This is a genomic window from Acidovorax sp. LjRoot74 (genome assembly GCF_964254355.1).
In the GTDB taxonomy this organism is placed as follows: Bacteria; Pseudomonadota; Gammaproteobacteria; order Burkholderiales; family Burkholderiaceae_C; genus Acidovorax.
This window is the reverse complement of record NZ_CAXUTI020000001.1, coordinates 3,942,627-3,959,071: the sequence shown is the minus strand read 5'-3', so window position 1 is coordinate 3,959,071 and position 16,445 is coordinate 3,942,627. Positions and strand designations below refer to the sequence as shown.

17 protein-coding genes are annotated in these 16,445 nt (G+C 65.8%); 13 read left to right on the top strand and 4 right to left on the bottom strand.

The window, feature by feature from the left end:
- Nucleotides 1-80 precede the first annotated feature (80 nt).
- The 6 genes from ACSQ3O_RS18875 (at nt 81) to ACSQ3O_RS18850 (ending at nt 7,139) form a co-directional block, all read left to right on the top strand.
- On the top strand, nt 81-1,067 hold the full coding sequence (locus tag ACSQ3O_RS18875; protein WP_436140053.1) for a branched-chain amino acid ABC transporter permease: 987 nt from the start codon (nt 81-83) through the stop codon (nt 1,065-1,067).
- 16 nt (nt 1,068-1,083) lie between these two features.
- Nucleotides 1,084-2,157, top strand: coding sequence for a branched-chain amino acid ABC transporter permease (locus ACSQ3O_RS18870; protein WP_436140052.1), 1,074 nt, complete (start codon nt 1,084-1,086; stop codon nt 2,155-2,157).
- A 93-nt stretch (nt 2,158-2,250) separates the two neighbouring features.
- Complete coding sequence (locus tag ACSQ3O_RS18865; RefSeq protein ID WP_436140051.1) at nt 2,251-4,407, top strand: D-(-)-3-hydroxybutyrate oligomer hydrolase; 2,157 nt, start codon at nt 2,251-2,253, stop codon at nt 4,405-4,407.
- Nucleotides 4,408-4,530: 123 nt separating this feature from the next.
- Entirely contained in the window at nt 4,531-5,679 is a 1,149-nt protein-coding gene (locus tag ACSQ3O_RS18860) for an ABC transporter substrate-binding protein (RefSeq protein WP_298454443.1), read from the top strand.
- Between the two features lie 45 nt (nt 5,680-5,724).
- Nucleotides 5,725-6,591, top strand: coding sequence for an alpha/beta fold hydrolase (locus ACSQ3O_RS18855; RefSeq protein WP_436140050.1), 867 nt, complete (start codon nt 5,725-5,727; stop codon nt 6,589-6,591).
- 80 nt (nt 6,592-6,671) lie between these two features.
- Nucleotides 6,672-7,139 (top strand): DM13 domain-containing protein, encoded by a 468-nt coding sequence (locus tag ACSQ3O_RS18850; protein WP_436140049.1) that lies wholly within the window; start codon nt 6,672-6,674, stop codon nt 7,137-7,139.
- 24 nt (nt 7,140-7,163) lie between these two features.
- On the opposite strand, the gene ACSQ3O_RS18845 is transcribed toward ACSQ3O_RS18850, so the two are convergent.
- Nucleotides 7,164-7,406, bottom strand: coding sequence for a glutaredoxin domain-containing protein (locus ACSQ3O_RS18845; RefSeq protein WP_137748596.1), 243 nt, complete (start codon nt 7,404-7,406; stop codon nt 7,164-7,166).
- Between the two features lie 111 nt (nt 7,407-7,517).
- Here ACSQ3O_RS18845 and ACSQ3O_RS18840 point away from each other — a divergent pair, with 111 nt between their 5' ends.
- From ACSQ3O_RS18840 to ACSQ3O_RS18810, 7 genes are all read left to right on the top strand, one after another.
- Nucleotides 7,518-8,090 (top strand): lipocalin family protein, encoded by a 573-nt coding sequence (locus ACSQ3O_RS18840; RefSeq protein ID WP_436140048.1) that lies wholly within the window; start codon nt 7,518-7,520, stop codon nt 8,088-8,090.
- Nucleotides 8,087-9,103, top strand: coding sequence for an NAD(P)/FAD-dependent oxidoreductase (locus tag ACSQ3O_RS18835; RefSeq protein ID WP_436140047.1), 1,017 nt, complete (start codon nt 8,087-8,089; stop codon nt 9,101-9,103). The genes ACSQ3O_RS18840 and ACSQ3O_RS18835 overlap by 4 nt, the downstream gene beginning before the upstream one ends.
- A gap of 18 nt (nt 9,104-9,121) precedes the next feature.
- The gene (locus ACSQ3O_RS18830) at nt 9,122-9,298 is read left to right on the top strand and encodes a DUF2256 domain-containing protein (RefSeq protein WP_436140046.1); all 177 of its coding nucleotides are present in this window, start codon (nt 9,122-9,124) and stop codon (nt 9,296-9,298) included.
- Nucleotides 9,295-10,611, top strand: a complete 1,317-nt coding sequence (locus ACSQ3O_RS18825) for a DASH family cryptochrome (protein WP_436140045.1) — start codon at nt 9,295-9,297, stop codon at nt 10,609-10,611. The genes ACSQ3O_RS18830 and ACSQ3O_RS18825 overlap by 4 nt, the downstream gene beginning before the upstream one ends.
- Nucleotides 10,608-12,170 carry a cryptochrome/photolyase family protein gene (locus ACSQ3O_RS18820; protein WP_436140044.1) on the top strand — a complete coding sequence of 521 codons (1,563 nt, stop codon included), beginning with the start codon at nt 10,608-10,610 and terminating at the stop codon, nt 12,168-12,170. The genes ACSQ3O_RS18825 and ACSQ3O_RS18820 overlap by 4 nt, the downstream gene beginning before the upstream one ends.
- A gap of 177 nt (nt 12,171-12,347) precedes the next feature.
- Nucleotides 12,348-13,061 carry an SDR family NAD(P)-dependent oxidoreductase gene (locus tag ACSQ3O_RS18815; protein ID WP_436140043.1) on the top strand — a complete coding sequence of 238 codons (714 nt, stop codon included), beginning with the start codon at nt 12,348-12,350 and terminating at the stop codon, nt 13,059-13,061.
- 196 nt (nt 13,062-13,257) lie between these two features.
- Complete coding sequence (locus ACSQ3O_RS18810) at nt 13,258-14,286, top strand: phosphotransferase enzyme family protein (protein ID WP_436140042.1); 1,029 nt, start codon at nt 13,258-13,260, stop codon at nt 14,284-14,286.
- Between the two features lie 33 nt (nt 14,287-14,319).
- On the opposite strand, the gene map is transcribed toward ACSQ3O_RS18810, so the two are convergent.
- From map to ACSQ3O_RS18795, 3 genes are all read right to left on the bottom strand, one after another.
- The gene (map, locus tag ACSQ3O_RS18805) at nt 14,320-15,120 is read right to left on the bottom strand and encodes a type I methionyl aminopeptidase (RefSeq protein ID WP_436140041.1); all 801 of its coding nucleotides are present in this window, start codon (nt 15,118-15,120) and stop codon (nt 14,320-14,322) included.
- Nucleotides 15,120-15,407: a ParD-like family protein gene (locus ACSQ3O_RS18800; RefSeq protein ID WP_436140040.1), complete on the bottom strand. Its 288-nt coding sequence runs from the start codon at nt 15,405-15,407 to the stop codon at nt 15,120-15,122. Before ACSQ3O_RS18800 ends, map begins: the two co-directional genes overlap by 1 nt.
- A gap of 375 nt (nt 15,408-15,782) precedes the next feature.
- Entirely contained in the window at nt 15,783-16,334 is a 552-nt protein-coding gene (locus ACSQ3O_RS18795; RefSeq protein WP_436140039.1) for a hypothetical protein, read from the bottom strand.
- Nucleotides 16,335-16,445: the final 111 nt, after the last annotated feature.

Sequence of the window (16,445 nt, the reverse complement as noted above, 5' to 3'; positions counted from 1 at the left end):
GCGCGCGTCCATCAAGCGGTTGCAGCTATCAAAAGCATAGTGATTGCACATTCCCCTACCCCCCAACAAGGAGGCCTGGCATGAGCATGGCTCGCGACTTCGACTGGAAACCCCTGGCCCTGGTGCCCGCGCTGGCATTGCTGGTGCTGCCCTTCATCGGCTCGCCCAGCACCTGGCTCACGCTCACGGTGGCGGGGCTGGCCATGGGCATGATCATCTTCATCATCGCCTCGGGCCTCACGCTGGTGTTTGGCCTCATGGACGTGCTGAACTTCGGTCACGGCGTGTTCATTGCACTCGGTGCCTTTGTGGCCACCAGCGTGCTGGGCGCAATGGGCGACTACACCCAGAGCGCCGAGCTGTGGCGCAACCTGATGGCCGTGCTGCCCGCCATGGTGGTGGCCATGGCGGTGGCGGGGGCCGTGGGCCTGGCGTTTGAGCGCTTCATCGTGCGGCCGGTGTACGGCCAGCACTTGAAGCAGATCCTCATCACCATGGGCGGCATGATCATTGGTGAAGAACTCATCAAGGTCATCTGGGGCCCGCAGCAGATCCCGCTGCCGCTGCCCGAAGGCATGCGCGGCTCGCTGCTGGTGGGCGATGCGGCCATCGAAAAATACCGCCTGGTGGCGGTGGCCGTGGGCCTGCTGGTGTTTGGCGTGCTTGCCTGGACGCTGTCGCGCACCAAGGTCGGCCTGCTGATCCGCGCTGGTGTGCAAGACCGCGAGATGGTCGAAAGCCTGGGCTACCGCATCCGCCGCCTGTTCATTGGCGTGTTCGTGGTGGGCTCGGCCCTGGCGGGCCTGGGCGGCGTGATGTGGGGCCTGTACCAGCAGAACGTGGTGCCCCAGATGGGCGCGCAGGTCAACGTGCTGATCTTCATCGTGATCATCATCGGCGGCCTGGGCAGCACGGGCGGCGCGCTCATCGGTGCGCTGCTGGTGGGGCTGATGGCCAACTACACCGGCTTCCTGGTGCCCAAGGTGGCGCTGTTCTCCAACATCGCGTTGATGGTGGCCATTCTCTTGTGGCGTCCGCAGGGCGTCTATCCCGTGGCCAACCGCTGATGAGGAGCCGACTGACATGCTGAACCGACTTCTCTCTGGCGACTACCCGCGCAGCAAGGTGCTGGCGGTCATCCTCGTGACCCTCCTGCTGGGGCTGGCGTTCGCCCCCTTCCTCTTCCCGGGCGTCAAGGCGCTGTCGGTGGCGGCCAAGGTGCTGATCTTTGTGGTGCTGGTCGCCAGCTTCGACCTGCTGCTGGGCTACACCGGCATCGTGAGCTTTGCGCACACCATGTTCTTTGGCATTGGCGCCTATGGCATTGCCGTGGCCACCACCCGCCTCGGGCCCACCTGGACGGCACTGGGTGTGGGTGTTGGCGGCGCGCTGCTGCTGTCCCTGCTGCTGTCATTGGCGGTGGGCCTGTTCTCGCTGCGCGTGCGGGCCATCTTCTTCGCCATGATCACGCTGGCCGTGGCGGCCGCGTTCCAGACGCTGGCCTCGCAGCTGTCGGACATCACCGGCGGCGAAGACGGCCTGACCTTCAAGGTGCCCGAGATCCTTTCGCCCAGCTTCGAGCCGTTTGAAGAGCCCTTCCTGGGCGTGACCATCGACGGGCGGCTGATCTGCTACTACCTGCTTTTTGTCACGGCCGTGGCGCTGGTGCTGGCGCTGCTGCGCATCGTTAACTCGCCGTTCGGCCGCGTGTTGCAGGCCATCCGCGAAAACGAGTTCCGCGCCGAGGCCATTGGCTACCGCGTGGTGGTGTACCGCACCACATCGAGCGTGCTGTCGGCGCTGTTCGCCACCATGGCGGGCGCGATGCTCGCGCTCTGGCTGCGCTACAACGGGCCGGACACCTCGCTCAGCTTCGAAATCATGATGGACTGCCTGCTCATCGTGGTGATCGGCGGCATGGGCACGATCTACGGCTCGGCCATTGGCGCCGTGCTGTTTCTGGTGGCGCAAAGCTACCTGCAGGATCTGCTGCGCCTGGGCCACGAGGCCACCTCGGGCCTGCCCTGGCTGTCCGCACTGCTGTCGCCCGACCGCTGGCTGCTGTGGCTGGGCGTGCTGTTTGTTCTGTCTGTCTATTACTTCCCCACCGGTGTGGTGGGGCGCCTGCGCGCGGCAGCTGCGCGCAAGGCGGGGTGAGTGGCCCCGGCCGCGCCGGGTGACCGGCGTGGCCTGGGTCTGTGGGTGAGCTGTGCAACAAGACGCAAAGAAAAAACTCCAGGAGACAAGCACATGAAGATGAGCATCAAGAACCCGCGTTTTCGTCCCTTTTCTCGTCCGTTCGTTCCCGCAGTGCTGGCCGCTGCGGTGTTGGCTGCCTGCGGCGGCAGTGACGGCGACAGCGCCGCACTCAACACCAAGCCTGCCTACCTGGGCGCAATCAGCGAGGCCAGCTACGACGGCGGCAGCAACGACCTGCTCACGGCGGGCCTGGGCGCCTCTGGCCTGGCCGCCGCTGCCCCCCCCGCATTTGCCGACCCGCTCCAGCCCACGGCGGCCGAACTGCGCCGCACTGCCATCCACACCAACTACCGCGCCATGCTCGACATGACGGCGGCCGGTGGCTACGGCACGCTCTACGGCCCCAACGTGGATGCGCAGGGCAAGGTCACCACCGGCGAGGGCAAGGTGGCGGGCACCGAATACATCGCCTTTGCCGACGATGGCACAGGCCGCAAGAACGTCACCCTCATGGTGCAGGTGCCTGCCAGCTTCGACCCCAAGAAGCCCTGCATGATCACCGCCACGGCCTCGGGTTCGCGCGGTGTGTACGGCGGCATCTCCACCGGCGAGTGGGGCCTCAAGAAGGGCTGCGCCGTGGCGTACTCCGACAAGGGCACGGGCGGCGCGCCGCACGATCTTATGAATGACACCGTGCCGCTGATCGACGGCACCCGCACCACGGCCACCGCGGCGGGCAAGAGCGCGGCTTTCAACGCAGGCCTTACGGCCACCGAGCTGGCGGCTTTCAACACCGCCACGCCCAACCGCTTTGCCTTCAAGCACGCGCACTCGGGCCAGAACGCCGAGAAGGACTGGGGTACGACCACTCTGCAGGCGGTGGAGTTTGGCTACTACGTGCTCAACCAGCGCTATGGCACCACCGATGCAGCGGGCCAGCGCCTCAAGACGCTGACCCCGGCCAACACCATCGTGATTGCCTCAAGCATCTCGAATGGCGGTGGCGCTGCCATTGCCGCCGCCGAGCTGGATACGCAAGGCCTCATCAGCGGCGTGGCCGTGTCTGAGCCCGCGCTGGAGCTGCCCGCCAACCCCGGCGTCACGGTGCGCCGTGGCAGTGCCGATGTGGCCGTCACCGGTAAGACGCTGGTGGACTTCACCACCTACGCAAACCTCTACCAGGCCTGCGCGTCGCTCGCACCCTCGGTCAGCACCAGCCCCTTTGCCGCCGCATTTGCGGCCGGGTTTGCCAGCGCCGCGCTGCCCATTGCGCCGAACCGCTGTGCGTCGCTCAAGGCGGCAGGGCTGCTCACGGCTAGCACCACGGCCACGCAGGCCGAAGAGGCGCTGCAAAAGCTGCGCGACTATGGCTGGGAGCCCGAGTCGAACGACCTGCATGCCTCGCTGGCCGCATTTGAAGTGGCCCCGGCCGTGGCCGTGACCTTTGCCAACAGCCTCTCGCGCGCCAGCGTCCGGGACAACCTCTGCGGCTTCAGCTACGCCGCCACGGCAGCCACCGGCGGGGTCACGCCGCTGGCCGCCGCCGCGCTGCCCGTGCTGTTTGCCACGGGCAACGGCGTGCCTCCCTCGGGCGGCATCAACCTGGTCAACAACCTGGGCAAGCTGGGCCCGGCGCGCGACTTCCTGTTGGTGTCGGACGCCGGTGTGGCCGACTGGAACCTGAGCGGCGCGCTGTGCCTGCGCAACCTCGTCACCGGCACCGACGCCGCTGCCAAGAAGCTGCAGGCCGGCGTGGACGAAACCCGCCGCAGCGGCAACCTGCGAGGCAAGCCCGCCGTGATCGTGCATGGCCGCGCCGATGCGCTGCTGCCCGTGAGCCATACCTCGCGCCCCTACGCCGCGCTGAACAAGAAGGTCGAAGGCGCCGCCAGCAAGCTCAGCTACGTGGAGGTGGCCAACGCCCAGCACTTCGACAGCTTCATCGGCCTGCCCACGGTGCTGCCGGGCTACGACAGCCGTTACGTGCCGCTGCACGTGTACCTGAACCACGCGCTCGACGCCGTGTACGACCACCTCGCCAGCGGCAAGGCCCTGCCTGCCAGCCAGGTGGTGCGCACGGTGCCGCGTGGCGGCACACCGGGCAGCGCCCCGGCCATCACGGCCGCCAACGTGCCGCCGCTGGCCACCACGCCTGCTGCCGCCAATGCCATCGCCATCACGGCGGGCACGATCGCCATCCCCGACTGACCCCAAGGAGCTTTGCCAGACGACATACCGTCACTGCCGCCTGCCGGGTACGCGCCGGGGTTGTATGCCCCAGCGCCGCCCGTGGATTCGGCTGCAAGCCACTCAACCAGGGGATGAACCGAGATGGACAAAGTCAAGACATGGGGCCGCCGCGCTGCGGCAGCGCTGGCGCTGATGTGGGGGGGCGCCACAGCGCCCTCGCTGCACGCCGCCGAGATCGTGGTGGGGCAGGTGGCGCCGCTCACCGGCGTGCTGGCCAGCACCGGCGCGCAGATGGTGCTGGGCGGCAAGATCTATTTTGACTGGGTGAATGCCCAGGGCGGCGTGCACGGCGCCAGCATCCGCCAGTCGGTGGTGGACGACGCCTACAAGGTCGCCGACACCGTCAAGGCAACCCGCGAGCTGCTGGCCAAGCCCGAGGTGGTGGCGCTGTACGGCTTTGCAGGCACGGCCAACATCACCCAGCTGCTGTCCGATGGCGTGCTGGAGCAGGGGGGCGCCGCGCTGGTGGCGCCCTACACGGGGGGTGAGTCGCTGCGCAATCCGTTCAACCCCTGGATCTTTCATGTGCGTGCGGGCTATGCCGACGAGGCCGAGCACATGGTGCAGCAGCTCACCACGCTGGGCATGAACCGTGTGGCCGTGATGTACCAGGACGATGGTTTTGGCAAGGCGGGCCTGGCGGGGGTGGAGGCGGCGCTGGCCAAGCGCAGCCTCAAGCTCGTGGTGTCTGCGGGCTACGAACGCAATACCGACAAGGTGGACGATGCCGTCAAGGCCATCAAGTCCGCCGATGTGCATGCGGTCATCATGATTGCGGTGAACAAGCCTGCGGCGGCGTTCATTCAGCGCTACCGCGAGCAGGGCGGTGGCGCGCAGCTCTACAACATCTCGGTGGTAGACCCGACGGAGCTGGTCAAGCTCGCGGGCCTCAAGAACGCACATGGCCTGGGCATCAGCCAGGTGGTTCCGTACCCCTACCGGCCGCAGCTGCCCGTGGTGCGCGAATACCAGTCGTTGCTGAAGAAGTACGCCCCCGAGGCAGAGGTCAACTACACCAGCTTCGAGCAGTTTCTGGGCGCCAAGGTGCTGGTCGAAGCCCTGCGCCGCGCGGGGCCTGCGCCCACACGCGCCAAGGTCGTCAAGGCGCTCGAATCGCTGCAGAGCTACGACCTCGGCGGCATCACGCTGGGCTACTCGCCCACCAACCGTATCGGCTCGCGCTACGTTGAGGTCACCGTCATCGGCAGCAATGGCCGCCTCATGAAGTGAGCCGCCGGTCCCTTTTATTTTTCTCTGTTCCACAAGGTCGCCATCATGTCCCCCACCTCACGCTACGCCACCTGCGCTGGCTATGAAATCCATTACATGGAATGGGGCGCGCCCGACGCCCCGGTGGTGATCGCGTGGCACGGCCTGGCGCGCACCGGGCGCGACATGGACCCGCTGGCCGCCCACCTGGCTTCACGCTACCGCGTGATCTGCCCCGACACCCTGGGCCGGGGCCTGAGCCAGTGGGCGCGCGCGCCGCAGGACGAGTACCGTCTGTCGTTCTACGCGCGCATTGCGGCCGATCTGTTCGACCAGTTGGGCATCGAGAAAGCGCACTGGGTGGGCACGTCGATGGGCGGCGCCATCGGCACCGTGTGCGCCTCGGGTTTGTTCGAGCCGCAGCTCAAGGGCCGCATCCAAAGCCTGCTGCTCAACGACAACGCACCGCGCCTGGCCGACGCCGCGCTGGAACGCATCAAGGCCTATGCGGGCCACCCGCCTGCATTCGATACCGTGCGGGAGCTGGAGGCGTTTTTCCGTCAGGTCTACACGCCCTATGGCTGGCTCAGCGATGCGCAGTGGCGCCTGCTGACCGAGAGCAGCACCCGCCGCCTGCCCGACGGCCGCGTGACGCCGCACTACGACCCGGCCATGGTGCAGCAGTTCACCCACCACGCCAACGACTACCTGATCTGGGACCACTACGACGCGCTCGACATCCCCGTGCTCTGCCTTCGCGGCGCCGAGTCCGACCTGGTGCTGCGCGACACCACGGCCGAAATGCTGACGCGCGGCCCCGGCGCGCGCGGCCAGGCGCAAGTGGTGGAGGTACCCGGCTGCGGCCATGCACCCGCGCTGAATGTGCCGGAGCACTATGCGCTGGTGGACGGGTTTCTGGCCCGCGCGTCCTGAACGGACAGCGGGGGGCTGCGCAGCGTTGAACGGGAGGGCGCTGCGCAGTACATTGGGCTCAGTCCACTGAACCCGTTGCCATGAAACCTCTGCTGCTTATTGCCTCGCACTTGCTCACCCTGGCCTTGGGGTTTGCGCTGGGGGTGTATGTGCTGCCGATCCTGATCGCGCCAGATGCGCCGACGCTGCAGCAAATCCAGTCGGGCCTGCCCGCCGCGCAATGGACCGCCACCTTCCGTCGTGACCTGAAAGACAGCGACGCCCTGCACTGGGGCGAGGGCGCCGTGTCCATCAGCCCACAGGCGGTCAGCCTGGTGGGCAAGCTGGCCCCGGGGCCGGACTACAAGCTCTACCTGTCGCCCGAGTTTGTGGAGACCGAGGCCGACTTCAAGCGCCTCAAGCCCCAGATGCTGCGCGTGGGCGATGTAAAGACGTTCAATAACTTCATCGTCCCGCTGCCGCAGGGAGCGGACCCCGCGAAGTTCAACACCGTGATCGTCTGGTGCGAAACCTTCAGCGAGTTCATCACAGCCGCAAAGTACCAATAACCAGGGGAGGGGCGACCGCGGGTGTTACTGGCTGATCTGGGCCAGTGCAGCCTGCAGCCCTGCCAGCCCGCCCACGCGCTGGTTGTTGATGAAGATCTGCGGCATCTGCCGCACCGATGGCCCGCACTTGGCATAAAACGCCAGGCGCTCGGCCTCGTCGTCGATCTTGATTTCCTCAAAAGGCAGCGAACGCGACTGCAGCAGCTTCTTGGCCGAATCGCACTGGGGGCAGGCGGATTTGGAGTAAACGGTGATTTGAAAAGTCATGGGCAGAGTTTACGGGCGGGCCATGGCACCCGCTGCTGCCGGGCTTTCTCCACAACAGCGTTTGTGGTGGCAGAATACCAATTGGTTTGTTTTGTGACTAATTGGTAATTTATGCCCTTCTTCCTCTTCCTATCCAGTCTCCGCCGTTGTGCCTGGCTTGGGCTCGCGGTGGTGGCGCTCGCCCTCAGCGGCTGCTCGTCCACCCGCCCGCCCGAGGGCATCACGCCTGTCACCCCGTTCGACCTGGCCCGCTACGAGGGTCGCTGGTACGAGGTAGCGCGGCTGGACCACTCGTTCGAGCGCGGCATGACCGACGTGAGCGCCACCTACCAGCGCCAGGCGGATGGCAGCGTGCGTGTGCTCAACCGGGGTTTTGACACCGGCAAGAACGACTGGCGCCAGGCCGAGGGCAAGGCCCTGTTCACGGGCGATGCCAACACCGCCTCGCTCAAGGTGTCGTTCTTCGGCCCGTTCTACGGCGGCTACCACGTGGCCGCGCTGGACGCCAACTACGAATGGGCCCTGGTGGTGGGGCCGGACCGCAGCTATTGCTGGATCTTGTCGCGCACCAAGCAGCTGCCTCCCACGCTGCGCGAACAGCTCATCGCCCGCGCGCAGGCGCTGGGCATCGACACCCTGGCCCTCATCTGGGTGACGCATGAGCGCACGGACCCGCAGCCATGAGCAGCGCCACCAACGCTTTGCCCATTGCCGTCGTCGGCGCAGGCCTGGCGGGCCTGTCGTGCGCCCAGGCATTGCTGCAGGCGGGGCATACGGTGCACCTGTTCGACAAAAGCCGGGGCCCGTCTGGCCGCATGAGCACCCGCCGCGCTGAAGACGACAACGGCCCCTGGCAGTGCGACCACGGCGCGCAATACTTCACCGCCCGCGCCCCCCAGTTCCGCGCCGAGGTCGCCCGCTGGCAGCAGGCTGGTGTGGCCGCGCTGTGGGACGCCCGCTTGGCCAGTTTTGATGGCAGCACCTGGACCACCCCCACCACGCCGCTGGAGCGCTTTGTGGGCGCGCCGCGCATGACGGCGCCCGCAGCCTGGCTCGTGCGGCAACTGGGCCCGCAGGCCACCACACAATGGCAGACCACGGTGCAACACCTGCAGCACCATGCCGATGGCTGGGCCATCACCTCGGCCGAGCATGGCCCCCACGCGCAGCGCTACAGCGCCTTGGTGCTGGCCGTGCCCGCGCCCCAGGCCGTGCCCCTGCTCGCGCCGGTGGCCCCCGCAGGCGCCGCCACAGCCGCCAGCGTGCGCATGCGCGGCAGCTGGGCGCTCATGCTGCGCTACGCCGCGCCCCTGGCCCTGCCGTGGGACGGTGCCTTTATCAACACCGGCCCGCTGCGCTGGGTGGCGCGCGACAGCAGCAAGCCTGGCCGCACCGGGCCAGAGACCTGGCTGCTGCACGCCACCGCCGTGTGGAGCGATGCCCACATCGAAGACGACGCGAGCGCCGTCACAGCCACCTTGCTCGCCGCCTTTTCCGCCCTGGGCGGCCCTGCGCCCCAGGCCGCCACCGCGCACCGCTGGCGTTATGCCGACACCGAAGCCCCGCTGACCCAGGGCTGCTGGTGGGACGCGCCGCTGCGCGTGGGTCTGTGTGGCGACTGGCTGCACGGAGGCAAGGTTGAAGGCGCGTGGCTCAGCGGGCGTGCGCTGGCGCAGCAGGTGCTGCGGCCCGCATAAGACACCCACAGGCCCGCCATGCGCATGCGCAAAAAGTCCGATCTTCCGCAAAAGCAGTGCATGCACTGCGGCCTGCCGTTTACCTGGCGCAAGAAGTGGGAAAAGGTGTGGGATGAGGTCAAGTACTGCTCCGACCGCTGCCGCAACGAGCGCAGGCGCGCGGGCAAGTCGGCGGAGGAGGAGGGCACCGCATGAACACCGTGCTGTTCTGGTTTCGCAACGATCTGCGCCTGCATGACCAGCCTGCCCTGCACGCGGCGCTCACCAGCGGCGCCACACACCTGCTGCCCGTGGTGTGCCTGCCAACGCCTGATGAATCCACGCCCTGGGGCTTTGCCCGTGTCGGCCCACACCGCCGCGCCTTCACCGCTGCGGCGATTCGCGGGCTGCAAGGGAAGATGCGTGCACTGGGCAACCCGCTGCTGATCTGCCAGGCACCGCCTGCCACGGCCTTGCCGCAACTGGCCCAGGCGGTGGGTGCCACCACCGTAGTGTGCGAAGACATTGCTGCCCCCTACGAGCAGGCCGAGGTGGCTGCACTCCGCGCCGCAGGCCTGCAGGTGCGTACCGTGTGGCACAGCAGCCTGCTGCTCCCGGCGCGCATGCCGTGGCCTGTGGACCAACTGCCGGGTGTGTTCACCAGCTTTCGCCAGAAGGTAGAGCGTGCAGGCATCACCCCCGCCGCACCATTGCCTGTACCCGCCCGGCTGCTGCCGCCGCCCGATGTGCCTGCTTTCGTGCTGCAAGCAGTGGGCGCAGAGCAGGGCGCTGCAGCAATCCTGCAGCCCGCGTCGCCGCAGGGCAGCGATGCACGCTCGTCCTTCCCCTACGGCACCCCAGCGTGCGATGGCAGCGAAGCCGCCGCGCTGGCCCACCTTGCGCAGTACCTGGCCCGCAAGCTGCCCCACAGCTACAAGGCCACGCGCAACGGACTCACGGGGCTGGATTACTCCAGCAAGTTCTCGCCCTGGCTGGCCACGGGTGCGTTGTCTCCGCGCCAGATTTATGCGGATCTGAAAACCTTTGAGCATGACCACGGCGCCAACGACGGCACCTACTGGCTGTGGTTTGAACTGCTCTGGCGCGACTACTTTCGGCTGCTGCACCTGCAATACGGCGAAGCGCTGTATCGGGCGCGCGGGCTGTCAGAACTGCCACCGTCTTCACACAACCAGCGTGGCTTTGAGCGCTGGTGCCAGGGCACTACCGGCGAACCGCTCGTCGATGCTGCCATGCGCGAACTGTCCACCACTGGGTATTTGAGCAACCGCCTGCGCCAGGTGGCTGCCAGCTATCTCATCTACGACCTGCACAGCGACTGGCGCGCGGGCGCAGCATGGTTTGAATCGCAATTGGTGGACTACGACGTGTACAGCAACCAGGCCAATTGGCTCTACATCGCCGGGCGCGGCACCGACCCGCGTGGGGGGCGCCGCTTCAACCCCGTCAAGCAGGCGCAAGACCACGATGCCGACGGCAGCTACCGCCGCATGTGGGGCACGGCATGAGCACGCAGCAACCTTCCACCCCACAGCGTGCCCACACCCTGCGACTGCTGCTGGGCGACCAGCTCAACCCCGAGCATTCGTGGTTTGCCACGCAGGACAACGGCGTGGTCTACGTGCTGATGGAGGTGCGGCAAGAGACCGACTACGTGCTGCACCACGCGCAAAAGATCCTCGCCATCTTTGCCGCCATGCGCGACCTGGCCCGCCACCTGCGCGAGGCCGGGCACCGCGTGCGCTACGTGGCGATTGACGACGCCAGCAACCGCCAGTCCATCCCAGACAACCTGGCCGCCTTGATGGCCCACTACGGCGCGCGCACGCTGCAATACCAGCACCCCGACGAATGGCGGCTGGACGAGCAACTGCGCACCTGGGGGGCAGAGCAAGCCTTTGCCTTGCAAGCCGTCAGCAGCGAGCACTTTTACACCACCCGCACCGAAATGGCCGAGGTGTTCCAAGGCCGCAAACAGTGGCTCATGGAGCACTTCTACCGCCGCATGCGCCAGCGCCACAGCGTGCTGATCGACGAGGCGGGCGAGCCGGAAGGCGGCCAGTGGAACTACGACCACGACAACCGCAAGCCCTGGCCTGGCACCCCCGCATTGCCGCCCGACGCCCGCCCCACGCACGACCACAGCGCCCTGTGGGCCACCATCCAGTCCGCAGGGGTGCAGAGCTTTGGCAACCCGCAGGCTGAGGCGCTGCGCTGGCCGCTGAACCGGGCCGAGGCACTGGCGTGGCTGGATCACTTCGTCACCGCCACGCTGCCGCACTTTGGTGCTTATGAAGACGCCATGAGCACGAAGAGCGCGCGGCTCTTTCACTCGCTGCTGTCCTTCGCGCTCAACACCAAAATGCTGCGCCCGCACGAGGTGGTGCAGCGCGCCCAAGCCGCCTACCACGCAGGCGCTGCGCCGCTACCTGCCGTGGAGGGCTTTATCCGCCAGATATTGGGTTGGCGCGAATACGTGCGCGGCATCTACTGGGCCCACATGCCCGGCTACGACGAGCGCAACGCCCTGGGCCACCACACGCCGCTGCCGGAGTGGTTCTGGACGGGCCAGACCCGCATGCGCTGCATGCAGTACGCCGTGGGCCAGTCGCTGGAGCAGGCCTACGCCCACCACATCCAGCGCCTCATGGTCATCGGCAACTTTGCGCTGCTGGCGGGGCTAGAGCCCGCTGCCGTGCACCGCTGGTACCTGGGCGTGTACATCGACGCCTTTGAATGGGTGGAGGTCCCCAACACCGTGGGCATGAGCCAGTTTGCCGACGGCGGCTTGCTGGCCACCAAACCGTACGTGAGCAGCGCCGCCTATATCGACCGCATGAGCGACTACTGCAGCGGTTGCCACTACGACAAAAGGCAAAAAGTGGGTGAGCGGGCCTGCCCGTACAACGCCCTGTACTGGGACTTTTTTGCGCGCAACGAAGGCACGCTGGGCAACAACTTTCGCCTCGGCATGGTGTACCGCCAGTTGCAAAAGATGCAGGGCCCGCAGCTGGATGCGCTGCGTGAGCATGCGGCCAGCCTGCGCACGCGGCTGGATGCTTTGTAGCCGCCATGCTCGCCGTTTGTCATTCCCCGTTCGCCCTGAGCTTGTCGAAGGGCCGCACCGCAACCCGCCCCCCGTTCAGCCTGAGCCTGTCGAAGGCCACCCCCGTGCCCCGGCTTCGACGGGCTCAGCCCGAACGGTGGTCGTTTGCAGGCAGACACTGACTCAGAGGTTTTGACCATGTCCATCCCATCCCTGCAGTCCCTGCCTGAGGGCTACCGCGCCCTCGTCATCGGCGCCACCGGCGCCATCGGCAGCGCCTTTCTTGCCCACCTGCAGTCCGACCCTCGCTGCGCCCTGGCCGTGGGCCTGGGCCGCCACACCAGCCCGCTGGTCGATCTGGATGACGAAGCCACCATCGCCTCCGCTGCCCAACAACTCAAGGCCGAAGGCCCATGGCATTGCATCATCCACGCCGCAGGCCTGCTGCATGGTCCCCACGGCATGCCTGAAAAGCGCCTGGGCCAGTTGAATTACGCGCAGATGGAAGCCACCTTCCGCACCAACACCTTCGGCCCCGCTCTCGTGCTGGCCCACTTTGCGCCACTGCTGCCAAAGCAGGAGCGGGGCCTTCTGGCCGTGCTCTCGGCCAAGGTGGGCAGCATTGGCGACAACCGCCTGGGCGGCTGGTACAGCTACCGCGCCAGCAAGGCTGCGCTCAACATGCTGGTCAAAACGGCGTCCATCGAAGTGGCCCGAACCCGCCCGCAAGCCGTGCTGGTGGCGCTGCACCCGGGCACCGTCAACTCGGCCCTGTCGGCACCGTTCAACGGCGCAGAAATTGGCCGCCCGGCTGTGGCCGCAGCGGCGGACATGCTGCGGGTGCTGGATGGGTTGCCGGTGGAAGAAACGGGTGGGTTTTACGCGTACAGCGGGGACAAGCTGCCATGGTGATGGTGAGGCGGATTGCTATGATTTTGATACTGATGGTGCAATACCAGTAGGCGGTAGCAGCCCTTTTTAGACTCAATGTTGTGGTGCGCCTGTTCTTCCGTTCGTGCCAACCTCGGTGGTCAACGAAACCTTCTGGCGCAACCACATCGAACCATGCCGCAGGGGTGTTTCATGCTGCATCCATGGAGAATGCCGCATGTTTTCCCCCACCTCTCATGACCTCAACCTGATTGCCTCCCACACCACAGCCGCAGCCTCTGCCGTAAGCGACTGGGTAGCGCGGCACTATGGCTTGCCAGTGCAGCAGTGCTACCTGATCCGCCGCAACCTGAACGACAACTACGCCGTGCGGGCCACGGATGGCAGCCGCTACGTGGCGCGGCTTTGCGCCATTCGGCCGCGCGGCGCGTTCAATGTTGATTTCGAGGTCGCGCTGCTGGCACACCTGCACGCACAGGGTGTGGGTGTGACCATGCCGATGTTGGCTGCTAACGGAGCAACTAGCATCACCCTGCCGTTCCCTGAGGGGCCGCGTGCGCTGGTCCTGTTTCGCCACTGCGAAGGCGCCGTTCCCGATACGCCCGAGGAACTGCACCTGACCGGCGCCACGCTGGCCCAGATTCACAGCGCTGCGCGAAGCTACACAGGCCCCGCCAGCCGCTATGTGCTGGACGGCCACCATCTGGCAGGCCGCACGCTGGACTACCTTGCCGCCCATCCCGAGCTGGACCCTGCCATGCTCGATGCCTACCGGCAACTGATTGAGCGCCTTCTGAGCGAGCTGGCGGAGGTGGAGGGCACCTTGACCCGCGTGATGTGCCACGGCGACACGCATGGCTTCAACAACCATGTGTACACCGATGCCGGGGGTGTGCAGCGTGCGGCCTTCTTTGACTTTGACGACGCCGGGCCTGGGTTCCTGGCCTATGACCTGTGTGTGTGGCTGTGGTCGAACCTGCCGCGCAAGGCCCCCATGGAGCCTGACGACGCATTGCTCAAGCGTTGGCAGCAGTACCTGGCTGGCTACCGCGCCGGGGGCGGCCATGTCACCGATGCTGACCTCGCCGCCTTGCCCCTGTTCTTGCAGTTGCGGCACCTGTGGAACATGGGGGAGGGCGTGGCGCGCGTCCACCACTGGGGCGCCAACATGATGTCTGCCGACTGGCTCAAGAAGCAGCCCGATGTGATGGCCGCCTGGGCCCGTCTGGAGCTTCGGCGCGGCTGATGGGGCGACCCCATCGCGCAGCCCCCATCGCTGCTAAATCGCCGGGTAGCTGCCCGTGCCCTCGGGCCACGCCGTCAGCACCTCATAGCCGCTGTCCGTCACGGCTACCATGTGTTCCCACTGGGCGGAGAGCGAACGGTCCTTGGTCACCACCGTCCAGCCATCGGCCAGTTCCTTGGTCTCGCGCTGGCCTGCGTTCAGCATGGGCTCGATGGTGAAGACCATGCCTGCCTCCAGCCGCAGCCCCTGGCCGCGCCGTCCGTAGTGCAGCACCTGGGGCTCGTCGTGGTACACGGTGCCAATGCCGTGGCCGCAGTATTCGCGCACCACGCTGAAGTTCTCGCGCTGCGCCACGGTGGCAATGGCGTGGCCCACATCGCCCAGCGTGGCGCCCGGCTTCACCGTGCTGATGCCCGCGCACAACGCCTCGTAGGTCGTGCGCACCAGCCGCTGGGCCAGCACGCTGGGCGTGCCCACGCAGAACATGCGGCTCGTGTCGCCGTACCAGCCGTCTTTTTCCACTGCCACATCAATGTTCACGATGTCGCCCTTCTTCAGCGTCTGCTGGGGCGAGGGGATGCCGTGGCACACCACATGGTTCACTGAGGTCAGCACCGTCTTGGGGTAGCCCAGATAGCCCACATTGGCAGGCCGCGCGCCCTGCACGTTCACGATGTGGTCGTGGCACAGGCGGTCCAGCGCGTCGGTGGTCACGCCCGGCACCACATGCCGCTCAATCATGGCCAGCACCTCGGCCGCCAGCTGCGCCGCGCGCCGCGCCATCACCAGTTCTTCGGCCGAACGGATCGGCACCCCACGGTCAGCGCGGGCCATCAGTGCGGTTGCTTTCTGCTGCGGGCTGCGGGGGCGACGGCTGCTGCAGAGGTTGCAGGCTTGCTGTCCAGCTCACCCCGAGCCGCCAGCGCCACATCCAGCCCACCCGCCAGCTCGGCCCGCACAAGCATCTGGCAAATCTCGCGGTGGTCCAGGTCGGGGTACAGCTCGGCCAGCATGCCGACACGCATCCAGTGCTCGGCCTGGGCGTTGATGGAACGGCTCAGCGCCGTGCTGGCCAGACGCAGGTTTTCGTGCATCTGATCGGAAATTTTTACTATGCCCATGAGGTGCTGACTTTATGCGAAACGTAGTTGAATTGTATATGTTTTGCATAATATGAGAGTGCGCGGCACCCAGGTACCGTCAGTTCAACTCTTGCAACCCTGGTCAACGGTGCAGAGATTGGTCGCCCGACTGCCGGTGCAGCTGGAACAAGCTGCAGATGCGGGAAGGGCTGCCAGTGAGAAGAGTGGGCAGCTTCTACGTTTACACCGATGACCGGCTGCTACCGTGAATGCTGCGTGGTTTGCTATGATTTTGATACCGCATACGCCGATCTATCAGGCGCTAGCAGGCGTTTTGGCCAGAACTCCAATGCTGGCCTCGTCAGACATGACTACCGCAGCTTGGAGAGACTGCTGCAAGTACGAGAAGGCGTCTTACTCCGTTCCTTCAGATTTCTTGGCACACCATTCAGAGTATGGGAGTTTGGACCTGCTGCTGCGGTACTCGGCCATGAGGTCGAGCTGTCGATCAAAGCCGACTTCTTTACGTTGCAACGACAAGAAGCGGTCCTCTTTCTGCTCTCTGGTTTGAAGATAAGCGACTGAGCGAAAGCCGTTCATCTTCCACTCCCCTTTTCTCAATGGATAGGGGCCCGGATTGCCTTTTCGTCTTGGCATGTGGCCAAGTTGAAGAAAGGACATCTCGATCATGGTTCCAGCCAGTACCCCAACGATCTCATCTATCGAATCTGCAAGATCCAGATGCTCTTTGCCGTTTTGTAAACATCGAGACACCTCGAGCATCCATTCGTCGTCATAGATCTCAACGGAGTCTCTTATGGATAGCTCAACCGCTTTAAATGTCCTGTCTGCATATTTACGCCAAGTTCCGAGGTGATTGGATTCTTTGAGTGCGTACCAAGCACCACGTCCAAAAAGATTTTCGAGCGCAGATTTCACGGAGAGATATTTGGTGTATTCGTTCATGACGAGGCTGCAATGGTTAGCTAGTTCTCTCTATACGCCATTCGACGGGTCAGGCGAGGTTCTTTCCAGACCTATCTTTCAAGTCGAGCAGTTGTACCGCTGGTTGCTCTG

Coding starts and splice junctions, on each gene's coding strand:
- ACSQ3O_RS18875 (WP_436140053.1), top strand. CDS start 81: ATGAGCATGGCTCGCGACTTCGACTGGAAACCCCTGGCCCTGGTGCCC.
- ACSQ3O_RS18830 (WP_436140046.1), top strand. CDS start 9,122: ATGCGCATGCGCAAAAAGTCCGATCTTCCGCAAAAGCAGTGCATGCAC.
- ACSQ3O_RS18870 (WP_436140052.1), top strand. CDS start 1,084: ATGCTGAACCGACTTCTCTCTGGCGACTACCCGCGCAGCAAGGTGCTG.
- ACSQ3O_RS18850 (WP_436140049.1), top strand. CDS start 6,672: ATGAAACCTCTGCTGCTTATTGCCTCGCACTTGCTCACCCTGGCCTTG.
- ACSQ3O_RS18855 (WP_436140050.1), top strand. CDS start 5,725: ATGTCCCCCACCTCACGCTACGCCACCTGCGCTGGCTATGAAATCCAT.
- ACSQ3O_RS18825 (WP_436140045.1), top strand. CDS start 9,295: ATGAACACCGTGCTGTTCTGGTTTCGCAACGATCTGCGCCTGCATGAC.
- ACSQ3O_RS18820 (WP_436140044.1), top strand. CDS start 10,608: ATGAGCACGCAGCAACCTTCCACCCCACAGCGTGCCCACACCCTGCGA.
- ACSQ3O_RS18810 (WP_436140042.1), top strand. CDS start 13,258: ATGTTTTCCCCCACCTCTCATGACCTCAACCTGATTGCCTCCCACACC.
- ACSQ3O_RS18845 (WP_137748596.1), bottom strand. CDS start 7,406: ATGACTTTTCAAATCACCGTTTACTCCAAATCCGCCTGCCCCCAGTGC.
- ACSQ3O_RS18815 (WP_436140043.1), top strand. CDS start 12,348: ATGTCCATCCCATCCCTGCAGTCCCTGCCTGAGGGCTACCGCGCCCTC.
- ACSQ3O_RS18840 (WP_436140048.1), top strand. CDS start 7,518: ATGCCCTTCTTCCTCTTCCTATCCAGTCTCCGCCGTTGTGCCTGGCTT.
- ACSQ3O_RS18795 (WP_436140039.1), bottom strand. CDS start 16,334: ATGAACGAATACACCAAATATCTCTCCGTGAAATCTGCGCTCGAAAAT.
- map (WP_436140041.1), bottom strand. CDS start 15,120: ATGGCCCGCGCTGACCGTGGGGTGCCGATCCGTTCGGCCGAAGAACTG.
- ACSQ3O_RS18860 (WP_298454443.1), top strand. CDS start 4,531: ATGGACAAAGTCAAGACATGGGGCCGCCGCGCTGCGGCAGCGCTGGCG.
- ACSQ3O_RS18835 (WP_436140047.1), top strand. CDS start 8,087: ATGAGCAGCGCCACCAACGCTTTGCCCATTGCCGTCGTCGGCGCAGGC.
- ACSQ3O_RS18865 (WP_436140051.1), top strand. CDS start 2,251: ATGAAGATGAGCATCAAGAACCCGCGTTTTCGTCCCTTTTCTCGTCCG.
- ACSQ3O_RS18800 (WP_436140040.1), bottom strand. CDS start 15,407: ATGGGCATAGTAAAAATTTCCGATCAGATGCACGAAAACCTGCGTCTG.